The sequence below is a fragment of the Bradyrhizobium sp. CCBAU 45321 genome (assembly GCF_028128975.1).
Lineage (GTDB): Bacteria > Pseudomonadota > Alphaproteobacteria > Rhizobiales > Xanthobacteraceae > Bradyrhizobium > Bradyrhizobium yuanmingense.
In genome coordinates, this window is record NZ_LFKZ01000017.1 from 86782 (window position 1) to 108887 (window position 22106).

Annotated in this window: 23 protein-coding genes; 13 read left to right on the plus strand and 10 right to left on the minus strand. The window is 65.6% G+C overall.

Going from position 1 to position 22106, the window contains the following annotated elements:
- Positions 1-306 precede the first annotated feature (306 nt).
- The 3 genes from ACM43_RS06315 to ACM43_RS06325 all read right to left on the minus strand — a co-directional run bounded on the left by ACM43_RS06315 (position 307) and on the right by ACM43_RS06325 (position 4576).
- On the minus strand, positions 307-2355 hold the full coding sequence (locus tag ACM43_RS06315) for an elongation factor G (protein ID WP_271538975.1): 2049 nt from the start codon (positions 2353-2355) through the stop codon (positions 307-309).
- Positions 2356-2509: 154 nt separating this feature from the next.
- Entirely contained in the window at positions 2510-2989 is a 480-nt protein-coding gene (locus ACM43_RS06320) for a DUF992 domain-containing protein (protein ID WP_157286553.1), read from the minus strand.
- A gap of 384 nt (positions 2990-3373) precedes the next feature.
- The gene (locus ACM43_RS06325; RefSeq protein ID WP_036009490.1) at positions 3374-4576 is read right to left on the minus strand and encodes a pyridoxal phosphate-dependent aminotransferase; all 1203 of its coding nucleotides are present in this window, start codon (positions 4574-4576) and stop codon (positions 3374-3376) included.
- 592 nt (positions 4577-5168) lie between these two features.
- On the opposite strand from ACM43_RS06325, the gene ACM43_RS06330 reads away from it, so the two are divergent.
- The 5 genes from ACM43_RS06330 (at position 5169) to ACM43_RS06350 (ending at position 8060) form a co-directional block, all read left to right on the plus strand.
- Positions 5169-5819, plus strand: a complete 651-nt coding sequence (locus ACM43_RS06330; protein ID WP_157286552.1) for a glutathione S-transferase family protein — start codon at positions 5169-5171, stop codon at positions 5817-5819.
- A 154-nt stretch (positions 5820-5973) separates the two neighbouring features.
- A complete protein-coding gene (locus ACM43_RS06335; RefSeq protein ID WP_162832045.1) occupies positions 5974-6150 on the plus strand; it encodes a hypothetical protein in 177 nt (58 codons plus the stop codon).
- 73 nt (positions 6151-6223) lie between these two features.
- A complete protein-coding gene (locus ACM43_RS06340; RefSeq protein WP_271538982.1) occupies positions 6224-6370 on the plus strand; it encodes a hypothetical protein in 147 nt (48 codons plus the stop codon).
- Between the two features lie 128 nt (positions 6371-6498).
- Positions 6499-7311 carry a PAS-domain containing protein gene (locus ACM43_RS06345; RefSeq protein WP_271538983.1) on the plus strand — a complete coding sequence of 271 codons (813 nt, stop codon included), beginning with the start codon at positions 6499-6501 and terminating at the stop codon, positions 7309-7311.
- Between the two features lie 293 nt (positions 7312-7604).
- Positions 7605-8060, plus strand: a complete 456-nt coding sequence (locus ACM43_RS06350; RefSeq protein WP_036040093.1) for a GNAT family N-acetyltransferase — start codon at positions 7605-7607, stop codon at positions 8058-8060.
- 178 nt (positions 8061-8238) lie between these two features.
- On the opposite strand, the gene ACM43_RS06355 is transcribed toward ACM43_RS06350, so the two are convergent.
- From ACM43_RS06355 to ACM43_RS06365, 3 genes are all read right to left on the minus strand, one after another.
- A complete protein-coding gene (locus tag ACM43_RS06355; protein ID WP_271538986.1) occupies positions 8239-8562 on the minus strand; it encodes an antibiotic biosynthesis monooxygenase family protein in 324 nt (107 codons plus the stop codon).
- 141 nt (positions 8563-8703) lie between these two features.
- Positions 8704-9921 (minus strand): DUF1501 domain-containing protein, encoded by a 1218-nt coding sequence (locus tag ACM43_RS06360; protein ID WP_271538988.1) that lies wholly within the window; start codon positions 9919-9921, stop codon positions 8704-8706.
- A gap of 2 nt (positions 9922-9923) precedes the next feature.
- Complete coding sequence (locus ACM43_RS06365; protein WP_271538990.1) at positions 9924-11468, minus strand: DUF1800 domain-containing protein; 1545 nt, start codon at positions 11466-11468, stop codon at positions 9924-9926.
- A gap of 117 nt (positions 11469-11585) precedes the next feature.
- On the opposite strand from ACM43_RS06365, the gene ACM43_RS06370 reads away from it, so the two are divergent.
- On the plus strand, positions 11586-11789 hold the full coding sequence (locus tag ACM43_RS06370) for a cysteine-rich CWC family protein (RefSeq protein WP_271538992.1): 204 nt from the start codon (positions 11586-11588) through the stop codon (positions 11787-11789).
- 103 nt (positions 11790-11892) lie between these two features.
- On the opposite strand, the gene ACM43_RS06375 is transcribed toward ACM43_RS06370, so the two are convergent.
- The 3 genes from ACM43_RS06375 to ACM43_RS06385 form a co-directional block, all read right to left on the minus strand.
- The gene (locus ACM43_RS06375) at positions 11893-12591 is read right to left on the minus strand and encodes a glutathione S-transferase family protein (protein WP_271538994.1); all 699 of its coding nucleotides are present in this window, start codon (positions 12589-12591) and stop codon (positions 11893-11895) included.
- A 265-nt stretch (positions 12592-12856) separates the two neighbouring features.
- Positions 12857-13087 (minus strand): hypothetical protein, encoded by a 231-nt coding sequence (locus ACM43_RS06380; RefSeq protein WP_128264786.1) that lies wholly within the window; start codon positions 13085-13087, stop codon positions 12857-12859.
- A complete protein-coding gene (locus ACM43_RS06385) occupies positions 13084-13863 on the minus strand; it encodes a sulfite exporter TauE/SafE family protein (protein WP_271538998.1) in 780 nt (259 codons plus the stop codon). Before ACM43_RS06385 ends, ACM43_RS06380 begins: the two co-directional genes overlap by 4 nt.
- Positions 13864-14015: 152 nt before the next feature.
- Here ACM43_RS06385 and ACM43_RS06390 point away from each other — a divergent pair, with 152 nt between their 5' ends.
- From ACM43_RS06390 to uvrB, 4 genes are all read left to right on the plus strand, one after another.
- Complete coding sequence (locus tag ACM43_RS06390) at positions 14016-14930, plus strand: LysR substrate-binding domain-containing protein (protein WP_157286545.1); 915 nt, start codon at positions 14016-14018, stop codon at positions 14928-14930.
- A 100-nt stretch (positions 14931-15030) separates the two neighbouring features.
- Positions 15031-15255: a hypothetical protein gene (locus tag ACM43_RS06395; protein WP_157286544.1), complete on the plus strand. Its 225-nt coding sequence runs from the start codon at positions 15031-15033 to the stop codon at positions 15253-15255.
- Positions 15256-15305: 50 nt separating this feature from the next.
- A complete protein-coding gene (locus ACM43_RS06400; protein WP_271539002.1) occupies positions 15306-15533 on the plus strand; it encodes a hypothetical protein in 228 nt (75 codons plus the stop codon).
- Positions 15534-15626: 93 nt separating this feature from the next.
- Complete coding sequence (gene uvrB / locus ACM43_RS06405; RefSeq protein ID WP_271539004.1) at positions 15627-18599, plus strand: excinuclease ABC subunit UvrB; 2973 nt, start codon at positions 15627-15629, stop codon at positions 18597-18599.
- A gap of 37 nt (positions 18600-18636) precedes the next feature.
- Here uvrB and ACM43_RS06410 read toward each other — a convergent pair whose 3' ends face one another.
- Positions 18637-19023: a hypothetical protein gene (locus ACM43_RS06410; RefSeq protein ID WP_157286541.1), complete on the minus strand. Its 387-nt coding sequence runs from the start codon at positions 19021-19023 to the stop codon at positions 18637-18639.
- 503 nt (positions 19024-19526) lie between these two features.
- On the opposite strand from ACM43_RS06410, the gene ACM43_RS06415 reads away from it, so the two are divergent.
- From ACM43_RS06415 to ACM43_RS06425, 3 genes are all read left to right on the plus strand, one after another.
- Positions 19527-19967 (plus strand): nuclear transport factor 2 family protein, encoded by a 441-nt coding sequence (locus tag ACM43_RS06415; RefSeq protein ID WP_271539815.1) that lies wholly within the window; start codon positions 19527-19529, stop codon positions 19965-19967.
- Between the two features lie 198 nt (positions 19968-20165).
- On the plus strand, positions 20166-20606 hold the full coding sequence (locus tag ACM43_RS06420; protein WP_271539006.1) for a nuclear transport factor 2 family protein: 441 nt from the start codon (positions 20166-20168) through the stop codon (positions 20604-20606).
- Positions 20607-20979: 373 nt separating this feature from the next.
- Complete coding sequence (locus ACM43_RS06425; RefSeq protein ID WP_271539008.1) at positions 20980-21888, plus strand: hypothetical protein; 909 nt, start codon at positions 20980-20982, stop codon at positions 21886-21888.
- Positions 21889-22106 lie beyond the last annotated feature (218 nt).

The window sequence follows — 22106 nt, forward strand, 5'->3', positions numbered from 1 at the left end:
TACATCATACGGTGGCGAAAGCAAGGGAGGCGTCGTCCATAGCCTCCGTCATTGCGAGCGCAGCGAAGCAATCCAGAATCTTTCCGCGGAGGGATTTCTGGATTGCTCCGCTGCGCTCGCAACGACGGAGTGTGGTGCAGTGGCATACGAGAATCTCGTGTCCCGGACGCGCTGCAACGCTCTTGGCGTTGCTGCGCAGAGCCGGGACCCAGAAATTCCAAGCACGCTGATACATGGGCCCCGGCTCTGCAGCGCACCGCTGAAGGAGCGCTGCGCTGCGTCCGGGGCACGAGATCGCCTACCCGATCACGCCGCGTGCTGATGTGCGGCGATGATCTGGTCGGCGGCGCGGCCGGTGACTTCGGCCATGTGGTCGAATTGGCGCGTGAAGCTGCCGGCGCCAGCGGTGGCCGAGCGCAGCTCCACGATCAGCTCGCCGATCTCCGCTTCCGGCATCATGGCGCGGACACAGTCCCAGCCGGTCCAGCCCTCACGGGTGTCGAAGCCGAGAATCTGGCCGCGCCGCGCCGACAGGATCGCGTTGATCTTGGCGGTGGCGTCGGTCGGGCAGACGATCTCGACCATGTGGATCGGCTCCAGCAGCACCGGCTGGCATTGCGGCAGGCCTTCGTTGAGCCCGACCCGCGCGGCCGTGCGGAAGGCGAGATCGGAGCTATCGACGCTGTGATAGGAGCCGTCGGTCAGCGTCACCTGCACGTCGGTGACGGGGAAGCCGAGCGGACCGCGCGCCAATCCATCGACGACGCCCTCCTCCACCGCCGGGATGTAATTGCGCGGCACCGCGCCGCCCACCACCTTCTCGGCGAACTTGAAGCCGTCGCCGCGTGGCAGCGGCGTGATGTCGAGCACGACATCGCCGAACTGGCCGTGGCCGCCGGACTGCTTCTTGTGGCGGCCGCGCTGGGTGATCGGCTTGCGGATGGTCTCCTGATAGCCGATCGCGGGCGGATGCGAGGTGATCTTGACGCCGAAGCGGTCGCGCAAGCGCTCGCTGGCGACGCGCAGATGCATCTCGCCCTGGCCCCACAGCACAGTGTCGTGAGTCTTGGCGTTCTGCACGATCATGAGCGAGGGATCCTCCTCATGCAGGCGCGTCAACGCCTGGCCGAGCTTGACGTCGTCCTTGCGGTCGGTGGCCGCGACCGAGATCGCGAGCACCGGCGGCGTCGGCTCGATCGTGATCAATGCCGCGGGCGCCGTCTTGCCGCTCGAAACCGTGTCACCGGTCTTGACCGGATCGAGCTTGGCGAGGGCCACGGTCTCGCCGGCTTCGGCCGAGGCGCGCTTGGTGTCGTAGGCCCCGTTGACGGCGAGGATGCCGGAGATGCGCCCGGCACCGCCGGATGAGGATTGCAGCGTGGCGCCGTCGTCGAGATGGCCGGCGAGCAGCCGCGTCAGCGACAACTTTCCGCCGTGCTGCGAATGCAGCGTCTTGAAGACATAGCCGAGCGCGTCCTTGGTCTCGGATACGCCAAGACGTTTTGCAGTCTCCGCAACGCCGGGCGCCTCGTGACGCAACGCCTTCATCAGACGCAACACGCCGTTTTCGCGCACGGCGGCGCCCAGCAGCACCGGGCAAATCAGCCCTTCCCGCAATTCGCGGGCGAGATCGTCGAAGACGGCATCGCGGGGCGGCTGGATGTCCTCGAGCAGCTGCTCCATCAGCGCATCGTCGTGGTCGGCGAGCTTCTCCAGCATCGAGAAGCGGGCTTCCTTCTCGCGATCGAGATTGCCGCCTTCGAGCGCGATCACCTCGGAGGCCTTGTGCTCGCGATAGATGAAGGCGCGCTCCAGCGCGAGATCGACGAAGCCCTCGATCAGCTCGCCCTTCCAGATCGGGATCTGGCGCAGCACCAGCGGCACGCGCGAGGCGGGCTGCAGCATCGCCAGCGTCTCGCGGATGCGCTGGCTGGCGCGGTCGATCTTGTTGAGGAATAGGAAACGCGGAATCTTCAGCTCCTCCAGCTCGCGCAGGATGATCTGAAGCTGCGGCAGCTTCTTCTCGTCGGCCTCGCAGACCACGATTGCGGCGTCGACCGCCGGCAACGCGGCGCGCATGTCGTGGGCAAACTCGACGGAACCGGGACAATCGAGGAAGGTGTAGCTGTCGCCCATGAAACTCGTGGTGGCAGCAGTGAGGCCGACGGTCATCTTGTGATGACGGGCCTCGGGCGTGGCGTCGCCGACGGACGTTCCGGCATCGACGCTGCCGGCGCGCGGGATTGCACCCGTTCGCGCCAATATTGCTTCCAGAAGTGTGGTTTTACCGCTTTGGAAAGGGCCCACCAGCGCGATGCACCGTGGACCTCGGGGACTTCTGACGTCTTGTCCCATTTCGCCGCCTCCTTGGTGTGGAGCTCGGCCCGTGATTGGGTCGGCAAACGCCGATGCTCTGCCCCTCCCCGAGATTTGGCAAGCATCAAACGTCGCTGCGGTGCGTCGTCAGCAAAATCGCGCCGCTTCGCGCGGCGCGACACACGCAGAAGTGTCAACGGCCCGGACGGAGTTCCAGGCTCTCGAGGCCGGCGGCGATGTTGAGGCCGACCTGGCCCTGCACGCTCAGCGGCTGCAGCGCGATCGAATTGTTGGAGCCGCCGACCAGCACGTTGCCCCCCAAGCCGACACCGACCGAGGCGCTGCCCTGCGCGCCGACGTAATTGCCGGAGAGGTCGCCGGGGCCGAGCCGGTCGACCGGCGCGAACACGCCCCAGGCCAAAGCCGTCTCCTGGGTGATGCCGATGTCGAGGCCCACTTTCCGGATGGTCGCGACGTAGCGGTCGTCGGGCAAGCCGTCGGCGCGCAGCACGCAGCCGAGATGAGTCACCGACCCCACGATGAAGCCGACGCTGGCGCCGCCGCGGCATTCGAGCACGCCGACCCGCGCCATCCGCTGCTGCGCGCCGGTGTTCACGACGGAGGCCATGAGGCCGGCAGCGGTGAGTGCAGCGAAGAGGAACGAACGGCGCATGAATGTCTCCGGCGAAAAGTGTGATGCGAGCAGAGAGAGCGCCCCACCCGTGTTGCGGGTCTATGCCACAAGAGCCGCGGCCGTGCCAGATCGCGTGCAACTAAAACCGGATTCGCGGAGAGAGCCCCTCACCCCACCCTCTCCCCGTAAGAACGGGGCGAGGGAGTGAGAGAACCGCGTCCCTCACAATGCAACGTCGCCGGCCTTGCTTAACCTCTCCCCGCTCTTCCGCGGGGAGAGGTCGGATCACATCGCAGATGTGATCCGGGTGAGGGGCCGGGCACAACGCCGACCAGAAACAAAAAGTCCATCCGACTCCGCTTATCGAAACACAACAAAAAAGGCCCGCCGAAGCGGGCCTTTCCGATTCTTGTCGCGACCGTCTTACCGCAGATTGCCGCAGAAGCGCTGGATGCGCTTGCAGGCGTCTTCGAGGTCCGAGGTCTTGGTCGCGTAGGATATGCGGAACGCCGGTCCAAGGCCGAAGGCCGACCCCTGCACCACGGCGACGCCTTCGGTCTCCAGGAGCTCGGTGACGAAGTCCTCGTCATTGGCGATCACCTTGCCCGACGGCGCGGTCTTGCCGATCGTTCCGGCGCAGGACGGATAGACGTAGAACGCGCCTTCGGGACGCGGGCACTCGATTCCCTTGGCCTGATTGAGCATGGAGACGACGAGGTCGCGCCGCTCCTTGAACACCTTGTTGTTGGCGGGGATGAAGTCCTGCGGACCGTTCAGCGCCTCGACCGCGGCCCATTGTGCGATCGACGAGGGGTTCGAGGTCGACTGCGACTGGATCGTCGACATCGCCTTGATGAGCTGCGCGGGACCGCCGGCGTAGCCGATGCGCCAGCCGGTCATGCAATAGGCCTTCGAGACGCCGTTCACGGTGAGCGTGCGGTCGTAGAGTTTCGGCTCGACCTGCGCGACCGTGGTGAACTGGAAGTCGTCATAGACGAGATGCTCGTACATGTCGTCGGTCATCACCCAGACGTGGGGATGCTTCACCAGCACGTCGGTGAGCGCTTTCAGCTCCGAACGCGTGTAGGCAGCTCCGGTCGGGTTCGACGGCGAGCACAGGATGACCCATTTGGTCTTCGGCGTGATCGCGCGCTCGAGCGCCTCGGCCTGGAGCTTGAAGCCGGTCGCGGCGGTGCAGACCACCGGCACCGGCTCACCGCCCGCGAGCGCGACCATCTCGGGATAGCTGACCCAATAGGGCGCGGGAATGATCACCTCGTCGCCCGGATTGATGGTCGCCATCAACGCGTTGTAGAGCACCTGCTTGCCGCCGGTGCCGACGATGATCTGGTTCGGCTTGTAGGCGACGCCGTTCTCGCGCTGAAATTTCGCGATGATGGCTTCCTTCAGCTCGGGAATGCCGTCGACCGCGGTGTACTTGGTCTTGCCGGCCTCGATGGCGCGGATCGCCGCCAGCTTGATGTTGGCGGGCGTGTCGAAGTCGGGCTCGCCGGCGCCGAGGCCGATGACGTTGCGGCCCGCCGCTTTCAGCGCGCGTGCTTTATCCGTGACCGCGATGGTCGCGGACGGCTTCACACGGTCGAGCGCAGCGGCAAGGAAGGACATCATCATCTCCTGGCGAGCGTCGTGAAGCCCTTCGCCTCACGACTCCAATTGTGGGAATGAGCCACCCTAAAACGTGTGCCGCTGGGCCGCAAGAAACTTCGGCCAGATCCCGGAAAAGTTTACGATTTGGAGGGCTGCGAGGCGCGGTTTCCCGCAATATTCCGTAACATTGCCTCCGCAATTGCTCATATCCGACAAGGCCTGTCCTCGGAGCAATTCTGGATGGTGCACGTCTCCAGGAAACCGCTCGTCGTCATGCCCGGGCTTGTCCCGGGCATCCACGTTCTTCGTGCGGCAAGTGAGACGTGGATGGCCGGGTCAAGCCCGGCCATGACGATGCGGAAACACTGGCGTCCTAATCTCGATCGTCTATGCGGTAGCCTACGTAGAGCGATGTGTCCGCAGATTGACGTACATGTGAACTGAACTGCATCGTCGCGGAAACGATCTTCCTTGCCATTGCAGTGCGGTAGGGTTTTCGAGTTTTTCTATCGGACGGCACTTGCGGCGGATTCGCATCGGCATCATTGTTTAGCCGCCTCGCGGGGCAACGGGCGCCGCGTCTTCTCGTCCTCGGATTTCGAACGCCAGAATGTACAAGCTCTATTCGATGCAACGCTCGGGCAACAGCTACAAGGTCCGCCTCGCGCTGGCGCTGCTCAACCTGCCTTACGAAGCGGTGGAGGTGGACATTCTGCGCGGCGAGAGCCGCACGCCGGATTTCCTGTCCAAGAACCCGTCGGGGCAGGTGCCGCTGCTCGAGGTCGGCGAGGACCGCTATCTCGCCGAGTCCAACGCCATCCTCTGGTACGTTGCCGTCGGCACGCCGCTCGCGCCGGAAAACCGCATCGACCGCGCCGAGGCGCTGCAATGGATGTTCTTCGAGCAGCACGCGCTCGAGCCGAACATCGGCGCGGCCTATTTCTGGCTGTCGCTGGTCAAGGGCGGCCGCGACCTGCAGACCCATTCGCTGGAGGACTGGATGGAGCGCGGCTATGGCGCGCTCCAGGTGATGGAGAACCACCTCAAGACCACCCCCTACTTCGCTGCGCGCCAACTCACGGTCGCCGACATCGCGCTGTACGGCTACACCCACCTCGCCGACCGCTGCGACTTCGACCTCCAGGCCTTCCCGGCGATCCGGGACTGGCTGAAACGCGTCGAAGCCACGCCCGGCTTCGTGACCATGGACTGGCGCCCGGCCGACATCGACGACCCCGCCAGCATCGCCGCGAGCGCCTGACGACGCGTCCGCTCCGGCGAATAGCGGGTATAAAGGTAATATTTGCCGCAATCTGGCCATTTTCAGCGCTATGGCCGCCGCAATCTTGCCGGTTGAAACTGGGAAATTCTGGAAAGTCGCGGGTGATTCGCTCGCGTGTTGAAGGATTTAGACCATGATGCGGGCGTCCGGCACGGCAGGCTTTCAGAGCCCATCCGCTACCGTCGCGTCTTCCCGGCTCACCCATGCGGTCGCGGCTTCGCTCGCCGTCGCCGCGCTTTCGCTGTGCCTGATCGTCACCCTGACGGTGTTGTCGACCAAGGCGACCATGGCGATGGGCCTGCCGGTCTGATTCCCGTTTCATCCTGGACCAGCCTTCAGGGCGCCGTGCGGCCCGCGCCGACCGGCATCGCGACAGGACGTCGATGAAATCACCTGTGGTAGTCGTTGCAATCACCCTGACTGCGGCCATCCTGGTCGCCTCGCTGCTGATCATCGTCGGCACGCGCAAGGGCACGGGCACGTCGACGCTGCATGCGCCGACGCTGCAGCAGCGCGCGCACATGGTCTAAAATCATCCGAAAGCCTTACGCTTGCGCGCAAGCGCGCCTTAAGCACGCCGCGCGAAATCGCATCGCGGTCACGCAACAATCAGCCAGTGTTGCGGCCTTACCTCGTTCGGAAGGAGCGAGACAGGTCCATGCGGTTCGGATGGCGTGCGATCTCCGGTCCGGCGCTGACGGCAGCGACCCTGCTGCTGGCGATTCTGCTTGATCGCTTCGTCCCCGCGCCCTCGCCCGCCCCGCTGTTCGTCGCCATCGTGGCTCTCGCCGGCGCGCTCGCAGGTCTCGCCTCCGCCGTGACGACCGCGATTGTCGCGGTGATCGGCGGGGCGCTGTTCTTCCTCAACCGCCACGGCGTCTCCGGCCATGGCGCCGCCGATCTGGCGCCGCTCGGCCTCCTGGCCATCACCGTTTTCGGAACCGCCGGCATCACCGGGCTGATGCGCGAGCGGCTGCTCGGCAGTTTCGCGGCCGAGCGCCGCAGCCACGCCATTGCCGCGCGGCGGTCGGCCGCGCTCGACAAGGTCGATATCGGCATCGTGCTGCTCGATGCCGAGACCCGGGCCGAATTCATCAACCGCGCGTTCCGCGACTATTTTGCGGTGCCGGACGAGGTCGCCGAGGCGAAGCCACCCTTCATCGCGCTGATGTATCACGGCCGCGACACCGGCGCGTTCGCGCTGCCCGAGGACGAGCTCGGCACTTTCATCGCGCAGCGCATGGAGATGGTCCGGGTCGGCGATGCCACGCCGATCAACGTCGCGCTGCGCAACGGCGAGGTGCTGCGCTTCGTCTGCACCGCACTCGCCGACGGCGGGCGGATGCTGAGCTACACGCCGGTGACCGACCTCGTGCGCCACACCGATGCGCCGGCGCGCGCCGACTACTACCGCTCGCTGCGCGATCCGACCGGCCGCAAGCTGATCCAGTACTTGCGCGTTGCGGAGTAGAGCGTGTTGAATTCAAGCTCTGCTGGTCGCTGGAGGTTCACCTCTCCCCAGCGGGGAGAGGTCGGATTGCGCAGCAATCCGGGTGAGGGGCCACGGCGTTCACTGAGACCGTAACCCCTCACCCGGATCGCATCTGCGATGCGATCCGACCTCTCCCTTCGGGAGAGGTGAACCGAATTCTGAGCCGGCACCGATTCAACCAATCCTCATCTCCACGCGATTGATCGGCCATACGATCATCACGTATGAAGGGCATGCCTTCATCGCGCAGCTCCGAGATCGCGGAAATTCACATGTCGCTCATCATTCGCGCCGTCACCAGGCAGGATTACGATCAATGGCTGCCGCTGTGGGACGGCTACAACGCCTTTTACGGCCGCTCCGGTCCGACCGCGCTCGCGCCCGAGATCACTGGGATGACGTGGCAGCGCTTCTTCGATGCTTATGAGCCGATGCATGCGCTGGTCGCCGAAAGTGATGGCCGCCTGCTCGGGCTGACGCATTATCTGTTCCATCGCAGCACCACCGCGATCGAGCCGTCCTGCTATTTGCAGGACCTGTTCACATCGGAGGCCGCGCGCGGCAAGGGCGTCGGCTCGGCGCTGATCCATGGCGTCTACGAGCGGGCGAAGCTGGCAGGATCGCCGCGGGTCTACTGGCAGACGCACGAGACCAATCTCACGGCGCAGCGCCTGTACGACAAGGTCGCGGAGCGCTCCGGTTTCATCGTCTATCGCAAGATCTTCTGAGTCGTGCCGGGAGCCTGTGGATAACTCCACCTGTCACCCGCGCGTAACACAGCAAGGCTAGGCTGCCCCTGCGTCTGGTCAGGCCCCCCGTCACCGATCATGCGCCCCCAGCGGTCCCCGTCAGTCGCCGCGTCTGACAGGGGCCGCATTTTTTTGCTGGCAGCGTTACTTGGCAGCGTTACTTGGCGCCGCGCCCCACGGTCTGCATCACCTCGAAACCTTCGAACTGGGGATGGCCGAGATAATGCGGCTTGTTGTCGCCCGCTTTATGATGTGCCGCGCGAAACGCTTCCGACTTGGTCCAGGCCTCAAACGCCGCATAATTCGCCCACACGGTGTGCGAGGCGTACAGCGTGTGGTCCTCGGCTTCCGGCCCGCGCAGCAGGTGAAACTCGACGAAGCCCGGCACCTTGTCGAGATGGGTGTCGCGCGTGAGCCAGACCTGCTCGAAGGCAGCCTCGGAGCCCTTGGCGACGCGAAAGCGGTTCATGGCGATGTACATGGGGTGGTGTCTCCTGATGCTCGGCTCATCATGTCGTCATTCCGGGACGCGCCGCAAGGCGCGGGCCCGGAATCCATTTTTCTGCAGAACGCGTCGAGAGATGGATTCCGGTTCGCGCTCCGCGCGCCCCGGAATGACGGCTTAGCCAACCAGTCCGCGCATCGGCCGTGCTCCTGCGCTGTCGGGGAACACCGTCTCGGCCAGCGCGCGATCGGACAGGCCGAACTGATCCTGCAGCACGCCTTTGATCACCGAGCGCAGATCCGTGGTCGGCTTGAGGTCACGGCCCTCATACAGATTGGCGAGCTTGAGGCCGGGCCAGTCCGCGATCACCCGGCCGCCCTGCACCGCGCCGCCGGCAAGCAAGGCGATCGTGCCGGTGCCGTGATCGGTCCCCTCGGTGCCGTTGATGCGCGCGGTGCGGCCGAACTCGGTGGCGACAACCACGACAGTGTCGCGCCAGCGATCCCTTAAGCCGCTTTCGAATTCAGCGAGCGCGCCGTCGAGGCCGCCGAGCAGGAAGGCGAGACGCCCCACAGGGCCGCCTTCATTGGCATGCGTGTCCCAGCCGTCGAAGGCGAGCGCGGCGATGCGCGGGCCATCATCGGCCGCCATCAGCTTTGCGGCGCCGCGCGCGACCTGCCGCATCTGTGCGACCGCATTGCCGCGCGTCGCGTTCATGTCGTCGCCGCTCGCGACCTTGTCGAGCTGAAGGCCTTGCGACAGTGCCGAGGCCAAGGCGGGATCGCGGTGCCGATAGAGCTCGACAAGGCGCATCGCGGTGTCGTCGTCGGCCTGCGGCAACGCGACCGGCGCCCAGCCGACGGTCGGCGCATTGCCGCGCAGCACCAGCGGCGTGGTGGGCCCGACCGCAAGCCCGCTCGACACGCGCTCGCCGCGCGGCAGCGATTCCAGTGCGCGGTTGAGCCAGCCGGACTGCACGCGGCCGGGGCCGGCATAGCCGCTTTCGAGCACGTCCTGGCCGTCGAAATGCGAGCGGTCGCGATAGGGCGTCGCGACCGCGTGGATCACCGCCGCGTGCTTGTCGCGATACATGCGCGCAAACTCCGGCATCGCCGGATGCAACGCAAAGAAGGAATCGAGCATGATCGCGGGATGGGCACCGTCGGCGCTGAGCGCGATCGATCCATGCAGGCCGGCATAATCGGGATCGCCGAGCGGCGCGACGGTCGAGAGCCCGTCCAGCGCCCCGCGCAGGATCACCACGATCAATCGCGGATCGCGCCCGTCGGCCGCGCGGGCGAATTTCGGCAGGTAAGCCCAGGCCGCAAAGGACGCGCCGCCGAGCAGGAGACCGCGGCGGGAGGTGAGGAGCCGGTTCTCGACGCAGTCGGTCATCATCATCTCCTCTGCATTTCCGGCGACATCAGCAGCAGCGCCAGCGCCTGCTGCCGCGACGCCGCGCGCTCGATCGTCCGCCGCGTCTCGGCCGAGGCGGCATCGGCGAACTCAAGGAGGTCGAGCGGATCGATGTTGTTGCCAAGTCGCGCGCCGATCTGCGCCGCGATGTCGAGCCTGAGCTTGATGCCTTCCGGCGCGCCCCAGGCGGCATTGCTGTCGGGAAAGCCGTTGGGACCCGGCGGCGACCACAGCGGCTGGCCGAGCAGATTGAGGTTGTTGAGATAGGCGCCGGAATCCTCGGGCACGCGTGCCAACAGCCGGCCGCTCGCGACCAGGAAATCGTATGGCGAGCGCAGCTTCGTGAGCGGCGCTTTCCATGCTTCCTCGGAATCGACGAGCGTGGTCGCCATCGCCTTGAGATCGCCGTCGGTCTTGACGAAGACGTCGCGCAGGCGCGCAACGAGCGCCGGCGGCGGCTCGTCCGCGACGAAGTGACGGACGAATTTGGTGGCGATGAAATTCGCGGTCGAGGGATGCCGCGCGAGATCGGCGAGCGCGGCTTCGCCCTGTGCGAGGCCGGCCTGATCGTAGGTCTTGCCGAGCAGCACCTGCGGCCCGGGCTGATGCGCATTGGTGTTGAAAACGAAGGAGCCGGGAACCCCGAGCTGCCCTTGCCTGCCGGCAAAGGTCCAGCCGGTGATGATGCGCGCGAGCGAGGTGACGTCGCCTTGGGTGTAGCCGCCGCCGACGCCGAGCGTATGCAGCTCCATGATCTCGCGCGCGAGATTTTCGTTCAGCCCGCGCTTGCGGTTTTGTCCCGCGCGCGAGTCGGGTCCAAGCGATTGCTGGTTGTCGAGGAAGAACAGCATCGCCGGATGCTGCTCGACCGCCCTCAGCATGTCGGCGAAGCGACCGAGCACGTGCGGCCGGATCGCCTCGCGCTCGAACGCGCCGGCCCAGATCCGCGCCAGCTCGCCCTTGCTGGCAGAGATGCAGAAATGATTGGACCAGAACGCGACGAGGCGCTCGGTGAAGCCGCACTCGGCCAGCGTGGCGCGCTGCAGCCGCGCCAGCGCCTCGGCGCGAAAGGTTTTCTGGATGACATTGAGCGGCTGCGGCGCTGGCTTGGCAGCAGGCGGCGCAGCGTTCGGCTGCATGGTCTCCGGCTTCGGTGCGCTGCCTGTGGGCTTCGCATCGGCCATTTGGCCAGTGATCTCTGCCGCTGCATTCAGCGAGAGATTGCGGCGCAAGGGCGCGTCCTGATCGGCAGGCGCTAGTGCCGGCGTCTCGGCGGGCGCGGCGGCCTTCGCCGCCTCACGCGCCTGCTTGACCTGGTCCTGATAGGCAAACACGGCCTGCCCGAGCTGCGGCGTCGATTGCAGGCCCGGCGCTTCCAGCAGCACGCCATTGGCACGCGAAAGCTCGGCCTTCACGAAGCCGCGCGGGTCGGAGCTTGCGTTGACGAGATCGCCCGATGCACCGCCGCGGGCGCCGAAGCCGAAGCGGTTGAGCGCGACGAGGGCGGCTTGCGAATCGCGGGCCATCGATGATCTGTCCTTCGCGTGTTGCGAGGTGCTTTCCTGCGACGCGGGCGACGCGTAATATACTGCAGCGGCAGATGAACCCGCCATGAAAATGACGGCGAAGCTTCGACGTAGATCATGACAAATCCGAAAGAAATGCCGTCAGCGCCGGCACTTGCGCGCAGTCTCACCTGTTCCCGTTGCGGCAGCGAATTCGGCTGCGATCTCTCAGGCAATTGCTGGTGCGCGGAGGAGACGGCAAAACTGCCGATGCCGCTCGAGGGCGACGACTGCCTGTGCCGGGAGTGCTTGCGGAAGGCGGCGGCGGAGGCCGTGTCGTAGGGTGGGCAAAGCGAAAGCGTGCCCACGTCTTCTTCCTTCGTATCGGTAAGCGATGGTGGGCACGGCGCTTTGCGCCTTTGCCCACCCTACGAAACTACGAAGCTTATACCTCGTGCCCCGGCGATTTGCGCGCCAAGCCGTCGAACGCATCCAGCAGCTTTTCCCGCCAGGCATAGATGGGATCATCCGCATCCAGCAGCTTGAACGGGCTGACCACGCGCGCCCATTGGAATCCGCCGAACACGATGTAATCGGCGTAGTTCGGTGCCTGCCCGCCGAGAAAAGGTTGCGTCTTGAACGTCTGCCGCATGATCTCGAGCGATTTGCGGAACGCGACGATGCCGGTGTCGCGGCTCGCCATGATCTCCTCGAGCGTCTTGCCGCCGAAGCGCGCCTCGCGCGACTTGCGGAAATAGGCGGCATCGAGTTCATTCAGATTGTTCGGGATGTCGGCGATGATGAGCGGAAAGATGCCGCCCACGATGGCGATGTCGCCCCACGCATTGATCATGCGCGCCATGGCGCGGCCGCCCTCGCCGCCGAACAGCGACGGGCGATCCGGAAAATGGTCCTCGAGATAGTTCGCGATGATCCAGGAATCGACGATCGGCTTGTCGTGATGCATCAGCACCGGGACCTTCTCCGAGCCGTGCGGCGCAATCGCGCTCTTCTCGGTGAAGCGCCAGGGCAGCGATTCCGCTGCAAGGCCCTTGTGCGCGAGCGCCATCCGCGTGCGCCAGCAATACGGGCTGAAGGGGCGCGCTGGATCGGTGCCGACGAGTTCGTAGAGTTTGAGCGACATGGACCAGTGCTCCGTCATTGCGAGCGCAGCGAAGCAATCCAGGCTACCGCTGCAGTGACATTCTGGATTGCTTCGCTTGCGCTCGCAATGACGATGTGGAGAGAGCTGCGCTATGTCTTCTCCCTCTCCCCGTTCTTACGGGGAGAGGGTTGGGGTGAGGGGCTGCCTCCGCAATCACAGTGAGAGACGGACTCGCGGAGACTCCCCCTCACCCGCCACGCTTCGCGTGTCGGCCTCTCCCCGCAGGCGGGGAGAGGCAAAGAAACTACCGCCCGTTGGCGCGCAACAGCCTCTCACCGCCTTCCGTCACCGCGATCACCAGCCCGAGACCTGCAATCGTCTCGCGCGCGACGTAGCCGCGCTCGGCGGCGTCTTCCCAGATGGTGAGGCGCGGGCACGAGGTCTTCCAGGTCGCGATCACCTCGGCATAGGCGCGCGGCTCGCGCGCCACCCATTCGACGAAGTCCAGCACCAGCGGATCGGCCGTCTCGCTCATTGCAAACCTCCCTTGTCGAAGGCAGCCAGAACCGGCGCACGCAGCAACAGCCAGCCGCCGTGGACGATGTAGTAGCAGGCGATGGTGGTGATCAGCTTGTTGGACCAGGCGATGAACTGCTGGTCGGTCATGGCTTCGAGGATGCGCCGCGCCAGCGTGGTGCCGAGCATCGAGGCTGCGATGGCGACGGCAGCGAGCACGGGATCGAGGCCCGCGGCCTGGTCGATGATGCCGCCGAAATAGATTAGCTTGGTGAAATGGCTGACGACCTGGCACATCGCCTTGGTCGCAACCTTCTCGCGCCGGCCGAAATCGCCGCCGAGGAAGAAGGTGTCGAGCAGCGGGCCGGAGACGCCGGTCATCAGCATCAGGCCCATGCAGATCGTGCCGTAGACCGTGCCCTGCCAGAGGCTATCAGGATCCGGCTTGACGTTCGCCGGCAAAAGCCGCGCCATGAACGGGGTGACGCCGAGCAAGAGCAGCGCCGTCGGCTTGTCTGGCACGTAGCGGGTCAGCGACCACGCCGCGAGCGCGACGGCCGCGCCGACCATATAGTTCGCGACCGGCCGCCAGCGGATATGCGCCCGCCACAGGAACGCGCGCCAGCCGTTCGAGGCCATCTGCGTGATCGCATGCAGCACCATCGCGGTCGGCAGCGGCATCAGGGCCAGCAGCACGCCGATCAGGATCAGCCCGCCCGCCATGCCGAACAGCCCCGACAGGAACGCCGTGGCCACCATCAGCAATCCGAGGGCAGCGATCATGATGGGCGTCACGAAAGGATCTCCCGAGGGCGAGTGAGGGACGCGAACTGTTGCACTCCCTCGCCCCACTCGCGGGGAGAGGCAAAGGAGAACGTGCCTCGCTTGCGCCTTTTCCGCAAACTGAGTTATCTTGCCCTGGCATCAGCTTTCCTGAGGGTGATCATTTGCGGCGACTGCTGTTTCTCAACGGCATCAAGGCGTTCGAGGCGGCGGCGCGGACCGGAAGCTTTGCTGCGGCCGGGTTGGAGCTGAGCGTATCGGCGGCCGCCGTCAGCCGCATGGTGCACCTGCTCGAAGAGCGGCTCGGCGTCGCCTTGTTCGAGCGCAAGGCCAACAGGCTCGTGCTGACGCAGGCCGGCCGCGCCTATCAAAGCGGGCTGACCCCGATCTTCGATGCGCTGGCGAGCCTCACGGCGCAGGTGACGGCGCCTGCGAGCGTGCGCGTGCTCACCATCGGCGTCGGCCACACCTTTGCGATGCGCTGGCTGATCCCGCGCCTTTCGGAGTTTCGCAGCGAGGAGCCCGACATCGAGGTGCGCTTCACCACCGGCGGCGCCGCGGTGCCGTTCGGCGAGGACTGGAACTGCGGCATCAAGCTCGGCACCGGCGACTGGCCCGGCCTCGTCGCCGAGCCGCTGTTCGCGGGCGACCTCACCCCCGTCTGCGTGCCTCGCCTTGCCGGAGGATTGAAGCGCCCGGCCGACCTGAAGGGACCGAGCCTGATCCGCGTCGCGCACTCACCCGAGGACTGGCCGATCTGGCTGAAGGCGGCGGGCACGGCTCGGATCAGCGCGCGCGGGCCCGAGTTCCAGTTCTACGGCCAGGCGCTGCAGGCCGCGGCCGACGGGCTCGGCATCGCGATGGGCATCCGCCCCTATATCGACGACGATCTTGCGGCCGGCCGGCTGGTAGCGCCGTTCGACCTGTCAGTGCCCAAGGGCATGCGCTGGTACCTGCTCTATCGCAGCTTCCAGACCGAGCAGCGCGACTTTGCCGCCTTCCGCCGCTGGATCATGCGGGCGGCATCGGAACCCGCCGCCCGGCCGCGCCGGATCGGCCGTGCTGCAGCGCGGAACTGAAGGCGGGCAAAAAAGCCGCCCGCTTGTGAACGGCTTCACATCCCAAAATCCGCAGACGTGGTCTCGTGACCCTCCGAAAAGAAACGTGGGACCTACACTCATGACGACCCTCTACGACGGCTTTGACATCGAATCCTTCGAAGCTGGCAAGGGGCTGTGGCACGCGCGGATCCGCCGGGCCGATCTCAGCCCGGTGGCCATCGACGGCGTGCTGTTTCCGGCCATGGAAGTCGGCTTCGCCTGGCCCGATCGCGATGCCGCGATTGCCGATGCCAAGCACCACATCGATCGTTTTCGGCTGCGGGCCGGCGGCGACGACGAATAGGCGGTCCGCAGGCGGATCAGAGACAGGGCGGCGCAAAGGGGGGAACCGGTATGTCCATCGTCGAAACCGATGCAGCGCAGCCGCGGATCTATGCCCGCGCAGTGCTGTCCAACTGCCCGGAATGCGACAGCGATCTCACGGTGCTCCGTGTGATAGGCGGCCGCGCCGGATGCGAGTACTGGACCATGCGCTGCACTGATTGCGGCGGCATTCATCTCGACATCGTCGAGCCGAATGTCAGCACCGGAGACGACGAGGGGCCGCTGCCGGCGGCGTGAACCGCAAGGCTGCTGCCAACCTGCTGTCAGCAGCCTGCATCGCCACGGGCATTCACCCTTTATTGCGGGGCGGACTCGTCCCATATTCGCCTCATGGCGAAGAAACCTGCATCCTCCGAAAAACCCGGCAAATCCACGAAGACCAAGGCTCCGAACTCGAAGGCACACCGCCCCGACGTGCAGCCGATCGGGCCGGCGCTGGCCGAACTGCTCAATCCCGCGATCAATCGCGGCGATGCGGGCTTGGGATCAGGCACCGGCCTGCAGCCGCCGCCGGACAATTCGCGCGACCGCCGCGCCGGGGGCGAGGCCGCCGCACATCGCGCGCGGGCTTCGACGCCGAAGGAGTTTCCACAAGATGCGGCGCGGCCGATGCCGCTGCGGCCCAATCCGCAGCCGCCGGGCGCCCGTCAGTCGGCTGAGCTCGCCGGGCTGGAGGAGGCGCCGCAGGCCAATTACGGAACCGCGGCCACGATTCCGACGCTCGATCCGGAGCTGGCGCGGCAGCTCGGCCTGCCCACCGAGGAGGATGATGCCGAGGCGCTGGCGCGTCCGCCGCGGTCCAAGATGGAGGCGCTCGGCGTCAAGGCCACCGCGGATGCACTGGAATCGCTGATCCGCGAGGGCCGGCCGGAGTTCCGCAAGGGCGACGGCTCCATGAAGGTGTGGACGCCGCACCGGCCGCCGCGGCCGGAAAAGTCCGAAGGCGGCGTCCGCTTCGAGATCAAGTCGTCCTACGAGCCCAAGGGCGACCAGCCGACCGCAATCGCCGAGCTGGTCGAGGGCATCGAGCGCAACGACCGTTCGCAGGTGCTGCTGGGCGTCACCGGCTCGGGCAAGACCTACACCATGGCCAAGGTGATCGAGGCGACGCAGCGCCCGGCCCTGATCCTGGCGCCGAACAAGACGCTGGCCGCCCAGCTCTATGGCGAGTTCAAGAACTTTTTCCCCGACAACGCAGTCGAGTATTTCGTCAGCTATTACGACTACTACCAGCCGGAAGCGTATGTGCCCCGCACGGACACGTACATCGAAAAGGATTCCTCGATCAACGAGCAGATCGACCGCATGCGCCACTCGGCGACGCGCGCGCTGCTCGAACGCGACGACGTCATCATCGTGGCCTCGGTGTCCTGCATCTACGGTATCGGCTCGGTCGAGACCTACACCGCGATGACCTTCGCGCTGAAGAAGGGCGAGCGCATCGACCAGCGCCAGCTCATCGCCGATCTCGTCGCGCTGCAGTACAAGCGCACCCAGGCCGATTTCACCCGCGGCACGTTTCGCGTGCGCGGCGACGTCATCGACATCTTTCCGGCGCACTATGAAGACCGCGCCTGGCGCGTGAACCTGTTCGGCGACACCATCGAGAATATCGAGGAGTTCGATCCGCTCACCGGCCACAAGCAGGACGAGCTCGAATTCATCAAGATGTACGCCAACTCGCACTACGTGACGCCACGGCCGACGCTGGTGCAGGCGATCAAGTCGATCAAGTTCGAATTGAAGCAGCGGCTCGACCAGCTCAACAACCAGGGCCGCCTGCTGGAGGCGCAGCGGCTGGAGCAGCGCACCACCTTCGACCTCGAGATGATGGAGGCGACGGGCAGCTGCGCCGGCATCGAGAACTATTCGCGCTACCTCACCGGGCGTCGCCCCGGCGAGCCGCCGCCGACGCTGTTCGAATACGTGCCCGACAACGCGCTGATCTTCGCAGACGAGAGCCACGTCACCATCCCGCAGATCGGCGCGATGTTCCGCGGCGACTTCCGCCGCAAGGCGACGCTGGCCGAATACGGCTTCCGCCTGCCGTCCTGCATGGACAACCGCCCGCTCCGCTTCGAGGAATGGGACATGATGCGGCCGCAGACCGTCGCGGTGTCGGCAACCCCGGGCAGCTGGGAGCTGAACGAGAGCGGCGGCGTGTTCGTCGAGCAGGTCATTCGCCCCACGGGACTGATCGATCCTCCCGTCGACATCCGCCCGGCCCGCACGCAGGTCGATGATCTCGTCGGCGAGGTGCGCGCCACCGCGCAAGCGGGCTATCGCTCGCTGATCACGGTCCTCACAAAACGCATGGCGGAGGACCTCACCGAATATCTACACGAGCAGGGCATTCGCGTCCGCTACATGCACTCGGACATCGACACGATCGAGCGCATCGAGATCATCCGCGATTTGCGCCTCGGTGCATTCGACGCGCTGGTCGGCATCAACCTCTTGCGCGAAGGCCTCGACATTCCCGAATGCGCGCTGGTCGCTATCCTCGACGCCGACAAGGAAGGTTTTCTGCGCAGCGAGACCTCGCTGATCCAGACCATCGGCCGCGCCGCGCGCAACGTCGACGGCAAGGTGATCCTCTACGCCGACCAGATGACGGGATCGATGGAGCGCGCCATCGCCGAGACCAACCGCCGCCGCGAGAAGCAGGTCGAGTACAACAACGCCAACGGCATCACGCCGGAGAGCGTGAAGAAGCAGATCGGCGACATCCTCAACTCGGTCTACGAGCGCGACCACGTGCTGATCGAGGTCGGCGGCCACGACATGACCGACGACGTCATCTCGATCGGCCATAATTTCGAAGCCGTGCTCGCCGATCTCGAAACAAGGATGCGCGAGGCCGCGGCCGACCTGAACTTCGAGGAAGCCGCGCGCCTGCGCGACGAAGTCAAGCGCCTGCGCGCCACCGAGCTCGCCGTGGTCGACGACCCCACCGCCAAGCAGCGCGTGGTCGCGGGCAAGGCCGGCGCCTATGCGGGGGCGAAGAAGTATGGCGATGCCGCGAACCTGCCCGTCAGCGCCATGAAGAACAAGAGCGCCGCGACCGCGCTCAAGGCCGGCGGCGGCAAAGGCTCCCGCGTGCACAAGCCGCATCTCGACGAGATGCACGGCCCGGAATCGCTGCCCTATCGCGAGAGCCGCGCGTTGCCGTCAAAGCCGTTCGGCAGCGCCAGCCGCATCATCCAGCCGACGGATTCGCGGCAGTCGGGTCCGGAGTTCGGGCCGGCGCCGAAGTCGACGGGTGGCGCGCCGGGACGGCGCGGGGGGTGGAAGAAGAGGTAGACGCGTAGGTTTATCGGCGACGTTCGTGGTTACCCCCTCACCCCACGCTCGCCGTCACCACCGCCATCACCGACAGCAGCAGCACGATCGTCACCAATTGCAGCGAGGCGACGGGCTGGGTGCGCCATGCCGTGATCTTGTCGGAGAGCGACAGATGGGCCTCGAAGAATTTCGGCTCGTAGACGGTCTTGAACAGGTGCGGGAAACTCGGGCCCAGGGTCACGGCCAGCGTCGCGTGGGCGAGCGAGGCAAATGCGACGAAGATGGCAACGCCGGGGTCGCCGACGAGGTCGTGGTCGCCGCAGAGCTTGAGCAGGAAGGCCGATGTGGCGAAGGTCGGGAAGCTCTGCAGGCTCGCGGTCAGCGCGAGGCCTTCGAGCGCGTTATGCAGGCGGGACTTTCTTGCATTGGCGATGGTGGCCATGGCACGTCTCCCTGATGACATGCCGATGACGGTAGCCACGGCGCCGGTGGGGTGATGTGAGATGGGTCACGCGGGACGGGCCGGCTTCGCTCCACTTGCGGCAAGACTATCGCATATGAGCTGTCGGCCTATGGGCGCCGACTCTCTCCACGTCGTCATGGCCGGGCTTGTCCCGGCCATCCACGCCTTTCACGCAGCACGAAGAACGTGGATGCCCGGGACAAGCCCGGGCATGACGGCCTCTGGCTAATTCAAATGAAGTTTCCGTGCGCCTGTGCTGACGTTGCGCACGGCGCCATGCGCGTTGCGCCCCGCGCAACCGGATAGAGCGCGAATTCGTGCAGCTATCCCGCAATTCAACTTACAGTTGCATATCGTGAACCGAGCATTGCGCTCGTGCGTCAAAACGTCTGCAACATCCCTGTGATTTCGCGGATTGCCGGTGCGCGACACCGCGCGTTAGCGTTGCGGAACGCAACGGGGCCGAACGAGGACTGGTGGCAATGACGGTGGAGAAGCTGAATCGCCAACGCGTGGTGCACCTGCTCGATGCCTTCGCGCGCGGCGATATCGAGGCGGCGCTGGCCTGCTGCACCGATGATGTCTATTTCCTCACCCACGCGCCGATCGACGTGCTGCCGCACATGGTACCGCGCCACGGCAAGCAGGAGCTGCGCGAGCTGTGGCAGACGGTCTGGTCGCGCTATTCGGAGGTTCGTTACAAGACGCCGCACATCGTCGCCGAGGGCGAGGCCGTCGCGACGTACATGCACGCTTTTTTCAAGAAGCGCAGCAACGACCGCATCGTGCAGTTCGACATGGCGGTGTTCTACACGTTCCGCGGCGGACTGGTGGCGGAGATGCGCGAGATCATCGATTCCTACGACCTGGTGCAGCAGGTGCTGGAACGGGAGATCGGGCCGCTGATCGCCCGGGCGGACTGAGCGCCGGGACCCGGACAATTACGGGGTTCTATTGTAAATCTCACAAAGAGCGATCAAGTGTGCATTGCGAAAACGTGAATTGCGTTTTGGCCGAAATCTGCTAATTTGTTCGTATACAAATGAGTTGGCCCCGGCGCCCGAGTGCGCATGGGGTTGTTTGCCGTTTTTTCCGTAAAGCCAGCTTCAGGACTGCCCCAAATGACAGAGCACAGCCTCTGGCGTTTCTCGCGCGCGTTGCACCGCGCGATCAACGACCGGCATTTCGCTGATATCGAGGTCCTGATCGACGAGGACGTCGAATGGGCGCTCTACGGCCCGATCGACATGTTTCCGTTCCTCGGCGCGCGCCAGGGCAAGGATGCCGTGCTCGACGTCATCCGCCAGCTCGCCGACAATTTCCAGGTCCGCCGCTTCGACCGCGAGAGCATCATGCTGGGCGTCGATTCCGCCGCCTCGATGGTGCGCTATTCGCTGACGGCGCTGGATTCCAACAAGCCGATCAGCCTGCGCGTGGCGCAGTTCGCCCAGTTCAAGGCCGGCAAGCTAATCAGCATGCGGGTGCTGATCGACACCTTCGACCTGGTCGAGCAGGCACTCGGCCGCGCCATTCATCTGCCGAAGATGACCAGCGTCGGCTAGCGCATGATCCGGCCCCGAAAGGGCCGCGCTAGCGCATAGTGCGAAGCGATTTTCCGAGAAGATCATGTGCAAACAACAACCTGAAGCGCGATGATGATCATCGCGCTTCAGGGGGGACGCCAACGGGCCCCGCTGTTCGGGACCGACGACGAGGCGATCGCGACGTCCTGGCCTCCAGCCCCGCCGGATGCCGTCGCATCACGAGCTCGTCATCGGGCGCGCGCCTCTCGCGCGGCCCGTTGGTTCGCCTTCCCTGGCGAACCGCCACAATTCCGCAACGATAAACCGGCACTTTCAGCGCCGGAATGGCGCATGGTCATTGCGACCGCTATAGTGGGGCGGACAGCATGCGCTGGGGTTCGTGGGCAGGACGATGGAATTCTCGACAGGGTTTGGCTGGACCAGGCTGCCGTTGCTGGCGGCCGCATTCATCTTGGGCTCGGTGCTGACGTTACAGGCACAGATCATTCCGCCCTTCTCCTCACCCGCATCCGACGACGAGGCCGAGGCGGCCGAAGCCCCCGACGTCAATGATCCCGACATCATGAAGGGCATCGACGTCGACAAGCTCGACTGGAGCCAGATCGCGGTCGATGCGGGGACCGGCATCGACCCGATGACCGCCAAGAAGCGCGCGCAGGCCGCCGCCAGGGAAGGCCTCGACTGGTCGTCGAATCCCAATGCCAACGGCTCCTCGGCGGTGACCGTAAAGCAATCGGTGTCCTCGTTCTGGGATACCCGAGTCGGCGCCGACATGACGCTGGCGAGCGAGCCCAGGACGATGTCCGAGCTGCTGGCGCAGAAGGCCACCAACGGCGGCAACCTGCCGCAATCCTCGGGCAGCGCCTGGGCGACGGCAACCGCGCCGGGCGCGGGCGCGATCTGGGACAAGACCGCGGTGGAAGCCAGGGTCGATCCCGGCGCCGAGCACAGCAAGATCGGGGCGTCACTGACCAAATCGGTGCCGCTGTCAGGCGACACCTCGCTGACGCTGCAGAATGGCTACAGCGTCAACCAGCAGGGCACCAGTGCGGTCCCCGGCATCGGCGGCCACGTCACGCGCAATTACGAGACCGACCAGAGTGCCAAGGTCACCGTGACCGACACCGGCACCAGCATCGTTGCCGGCCAGACGCTGTCGACCACCGACGATAGATGGCTGCGCAAGCTCGGCGCCGAGCAGAAGCTGTTCGACAACGTCACCGTATCAGGCTCGGTCGGTGAAACCTCGCAAGGCACGCTGAACAAGAGCGTTACGGCGGGCTTCAAGAAGAGCTGGTAGTGTCTTCGCCTCTCCCCGCCTGCGGGGAGAGGCCGAAATTTGCGACAGCAAATTCCGGGTGAGGGGGACTCTCCGCGAGTCCAACTCTCACCGTGATCGCGGAAGCAGCCCCTCACCCCACCCTCTCCCCGTAAGAACGGGGCGAGGGCGTGAAGCACCGGCCGAGCCGCGCATTCACCTCGCACGCGATTCACCCTTCCCTAACCATACGCCACGGC

What these genes read in the sequence shown, in the direction of transcription:
- ACM43_RS06420 (WP_271539006.1), top strand. Translation starts at nt 20,166, where the DNA reads ATGACAGAGCACAGCCTCTGGCGTTTCTCGCGCGCGTTGCACCGCGCG.
- ACM43_RS06375 (WP_271538994.1), bottom strand. Translation starts at nt 12,591, where the DNA reads ATGTCGCTCAAACTCTACGAACTCGTCGGCACCGATCCAGCGCGCCCC.
- ACM43_RS06345 (WP_271538983.1), top strand. Translation starts at nt 6,499, where the DNA reads ATGCGGTTCGGATGGCGTGCGATCTCCGGTCCGGCGCTGACGGCAGCG.
- ACM43_RS06425 (WP_271539008.1), top strand. Translation starts at nt 20,980, where the DNA reads ATGGAATTCTCGACAGGGTTTGGCTGGACCAGGCTGCCGTTGCTGGCG.
- ACM43_RS06395 (WP_157286544.1), top strand. Translation starts at nt 15,031, where the DNA reads ATGACGACCCTCTACGACGGCTTTGACATCGAATCCTTCGAAGCTGGC.
- ACM43_RS06330 (WP_157286552.1), top strand. Translation starts at nt 5,169, where the DNA reads ATGTACAAGCTCTATTCGATGCAACGCTCGGGCAACAGCTACAAGGTC.
- ACM43_RS06400 (WP_271539002.1), top strand. Translation starts at nt 15,306, where the DNA reads ATGTCCATCGTCGAAACCGATGCAGCGCAGCCGCGGATCTATGCCCGC.
- ACM43_RS06320 (WP_157286553.1), bottom strand. Translation starts at nt 2,989, where the DNA reads ATGCGCCGTTCGTTCCTCTTCGCTGCACTCACCGCTGCCGGCCTCATG.
- ACM43_RS06315 (WP_271538975.1), bottom strand. Translation starts at nt 2,355, where the DNA reads ATGGGACAAGACGTCAGAAGTCCCCGAGGTCCACGGTGCATCGCGCTG.
- ACM43_RS06380 (WP_128264786.1), bottom strand. Translation starts at nt 13,087, where the DNA reads ATGAGCGAGACGGCCGATCCGCTGGTGCTGGACTTCGTCGAATGGGTG.
- ACM43_RS06360 (WP_271538988.1), bottom strand. Translation starts at nt 9,921, where the DNA reads ATGACCGACTGCGTCGAGAACCGGCTCCTCACCTCCCGCCGCGGTCTC.
- ACM43_RS06370 (WP_271538992.1), top strand. Translation starts at nt 11,586, where the DNA reads ATGACAAATCCGAAAGAAATGCCGTCAGCGCCGGCACTTGCGCGCAGT.
- ACM43_RS06350 (WP_036040093.1), top strand. Translation starts at nt 7,605, where the DNA reads ATGTCGCTCATCATTCGCGCCGTCACCAGGCAGGATTACGATCAATGG.
- ACM43_RS06355 (WP_271538986.1), bottom strand. Translation starts at nt 8,562, where the DNA reads ATGTACATCGCCATGAACCGCTTTCGCGTCGCCAAGGGCTCCGAGGCT.
- ACM43_RS06415 (WP_271539815.1), top strand. Translation starts at nt 19,527, where the DNA reads ATGACGGTGGAGAAGCTGAATCGCCAACGCGTGGTGCACCTGCTCGAT.
- ACM43_RS06365 (WP_271538990.1), bottom strand. Translation starts at nt 11,468, where the DNA reads ATGGCCCGCGATTCGCAAGCCGCCCTCGTCGCGCTCAACCGCTTCGGC.
- ACM43_RS06340 (WP_271538982.1), top strand. Translation starts at nt 6,224, where the DNA reads ATGAAATCACCTGTGGTAGTCGTTGCAATCACCCTGACTGCGGCCATC.
- uvrB (WP_271539004.1), top strand. Translation starts at nt 15,627, where the DNA reads ATGGCGAAGAAACCTGCATCCTCCGAAAAACCCGGCAAATCCACGAAG.
- ACM43_RS06410 (WP_157286541.1), bottom strand. Translation starts at nt 19,023, where the DNA reads ATGGCCACCATCGCCAATGCAAGAAAGTCCCGCCTGCATAACGCGCTC.
- ACM43_RS06335 (WP_162832045.1), top strand. Translation starts at nt 5,974, where the DNA reads ATGATGCGGGCGTCCGGCACGGCAGGCTTTCAGAGCCCATCCGCTACC.
- ACM43_RS06325 (WP_036009490.1), bottom strand. Translation starts at nt 4,576, where the DNA reads ATGTCCTTCCTTGCCGCTGCGCTCGACCGTGTGAAGCCGTCCGCGACC.